Origin of the sequence: Streptomyces sp. NTH33, from assembly GCF_003236365.1 — a bacterium.
In the GTDB taxonomy this organism is placed as follows: Bacteria; Actinomycetota; Actinomycetes; order Streptomycetales; family Streptomycetaceae; genus Streptomyces.
Map to the genome: position 1 here is coordinate 1 of NZ_POTZ01000692.1, position 2,655 is coordinate 2,655.

Here is a 2,655-nt window from a genome sequence, read left to right on the forward strand (position 1 = left end):
CGCCCCCGTCGCCCCCGTCGCCCTCGTCCTTCTCCTCCTTCTTCCGAAGGTCCGGCTTGGGCGCGGCACCGCCCGCCGCCTCGCCGAGCATCTTGTCCAGCTCGGAGAAGTCCATGTGCTCGCGGTGCACGAAGCCGTCCGGGTCGTCCAGGTCGGCGGCCGTGGGCAGCATGTCCGGGTGGGCCCACAGGGCGTCGCGGCCCTCGATCCCGCGCGCGTCGGTGAGCGAGGCCCACAGGCGGGAGGCGTCGCGCAGCCGGCGCGGGCGCAGCTCCAGGCCGATCAGTGTGGCGAACGTCTGCTCGGCCGGGCCGCCCGAGGCACGGCGGCGACGCAGCGTCTCGCGCAGCGCGTCCGCGGACGACAGGCGCGGCTTCGCGGCCGCGTGCACCACGGCGTCCACCCAGCCCTCCACGAGTGCCAGAGCGGTCTCCAGGCGGGCCAGGGCGGCCTTCTGCTCGGGGGTGTCCTCCGGCTGGAACATGCCCTGCTGCAGGGCGTCCTGCAGTTGCTCGGGGTTCTGCGGGTCGAACTGGCCGACCACGTCCTCCAGCTTCGCGGTGTCGACCTTGATCCCGCGCGCGTACCCGTCGACCGCGCCGAACAGGTGCGAGCGCAGCCACGGCACATGGGCGAACAGGCGCTGGTGGGCGGCCTCGCGCAGTGCGAGGTACAACCGCACCTCGTCCTTGGGCACGCCCAGGTCCTTGCCGAACGTCTCGATGTTCACCGGCAGCAGCGCGGCCCTGCCGGCCGGGCCGAGCGGCAGGCCGATGTCGGTGGAGCCGACGACCTCGCCGGCCAGCACGCCGACGGCCTGCCCGATCTGCGTGCCGAACATGGCGCCCCCCATGGAGCGCATCATGCCGATCAGCGGGCCGGCCATAGCCTGCATCTCCTCCGGCAGCACGTCGCCCATGGCGGTGCCGACGCGCTCGGCGACCGGGTCGACGAGCTCCTGCCAGGCCGGCAGGGTCGCCTCGACCCACTCCGCGCGGGACCACGCCACCGCGGAGCCGGCGCCCGACGGCAGGGACGTCACGTCGTCCAGCCACAGGTCGGCCAGGCGGACGGCGTCCTGGACCGCGGTGCGCTCGGCGGGGCCGACGCTCGTGTCCTTCGTGCCGTCCGGGGTGCCCTGGGCGACCGTCTGGCGGGCGATCTGCTTGGCCATGTCCCAGTTCACCGGGCCGCCCTCGTAGGAGAGCATCTGGCCGAGCTGCTGGAACGCGGCGCCCAGGTCGGTGGGGTTCAGCGAGCCGAACATGGCTGCGAGCGGATTGTCGGCGCCGGGGCCGCCAAAGCCTCCGGCACCGGGCCGCCCGAAACCGAACGGGTTGGCCGGTCCCTGCCCACCACCGCTCTGCTGGTCCTTCTTCTTGCCCTCGTCGCCGTCGTCCGGCTCCTCCGGCGGAAGGCCGAATCCGAATGGGGTGTCACTCACGGGGTTCCTCGGCTGGTAGGGCCACCGGTTCTCTCCGGCGGCGCGGCTGCCCGACAACACCACCCAGCGTAGACACCGAGAGCCGTTGGAGCCTCGGTGCTTCGCCGACAGAACGCCTGCGGCAGGATGGATGCCACCTGGTACGTACGCGTCCTTCGCGCCCGTATGGAACACAACCTCTGGAGACGCCCGGTGAGTTCCCCAGATCCGCAGGTTCGCGCAGCGCGAAACCATGAAAGCACTCCCGCCGTCCGGGGGCCCGTCGTCGCGGTCACCGGAGCCGCGAGCGGGGTCGGCGCGCTGCTCACCGAGCGGCTGGCCGAGTCCGGCGAGGTCGGACAGGTCATCGCCATCGACGAGCGGCGCGGGGAGTGCGCGGCGGCGCGGTGGCACATCCTCGACGTGCGGGACCCGGCGATCGCGGACAAGCTGCGCGGCGCGGACGTCGTGGTGCACCTGGCGCTCGACCTCGACCTGGAGACCGACGCCGCCGCCCGTACGGCCTACAACGTCCGGGGAACGCAGACCGTGCTGACCGCGGCCGCGGCGGCCGGGGTGCACCGCGTGGTGCTGTGCACCTCCGCGATGGTGTACGGGGCGCTGCCCGACAACGAGCTGCCGCTGTCGGAGGACGCGGAGCTGCGGGCGACCGCCGAGGCGACCGGCGTCGGGGACCTGCTGGAGATCGAACGGCTGGCGCGGCGCGCGCCGCGGGCCCATCCGGGGCTGAACGTCACCGTGGTGCGGCCGGCCGTGCTGGTCGGAGGCACGGACACCGCGCTGACCAGGTACTTCGAGTCGCCTCGGCTGCTGGTCGTGGCCGGGTCGCGGCCCGCGTGGCAGTTCTGTCACGTGGAGGACCTGTGCGGTGCGCTGGAGTACGCCGTGCTGGAGAAGGTCGACGGGGAGCTGGCCGTGGGGTGCGACGGGTGGCTGGAGCAGGAGGAGGTCGAGGAGCTCAGCGGGATCCGGCGGATGGAGCTGCCGTCGGCGGTCGCGCTGGGGGCGGCGGCCCGGCTGCACCGCATCGGGCTCACGCCGTCGCCGGCGGGGGACCTGGCGTACACGATGTACCCGTGGGTGGTGAGCGGGAGTCGGCTGCACGACGCCGGGTGGCGCCCGAAGTGGACGAACGAGGAGGTTCTCGCGGAGCTGCTGGAGGAGGTGGCCGGACGGCACACGGTCGCCGGGCGGCGGCTGGGGCGCAAGGA

General features: G+C 73.5%; 2 protein-coding genes. One reads left to right on the forward strand and one right to left on the reverse strand.

Annotated elements, in window-relative coordinates:
* A partial coding sequence (locus C1I97_RS35050) for a zinc-dependent metalloprotease (protein WP_111006997.1) occupies positions 1 to 1,444 on the reverse strand: 1,444 nt, incomplete at its 3' end.
* A 192-nt stretch (positions 1,445 to 1,636) separates the two neighbouring features.
* On the opposite strand from C1I97_RS35050, the gene C1I97_RS35055 reads away from it, so the two are divergent.
* On the forward strand, positions 1,637 to 2,655 hold a 1,019-nt coding region (locus C1I97_RS35055), incomplete at its 3' end, for an SDR family oxidoreductase (RefSeq protein WP_111006998.1).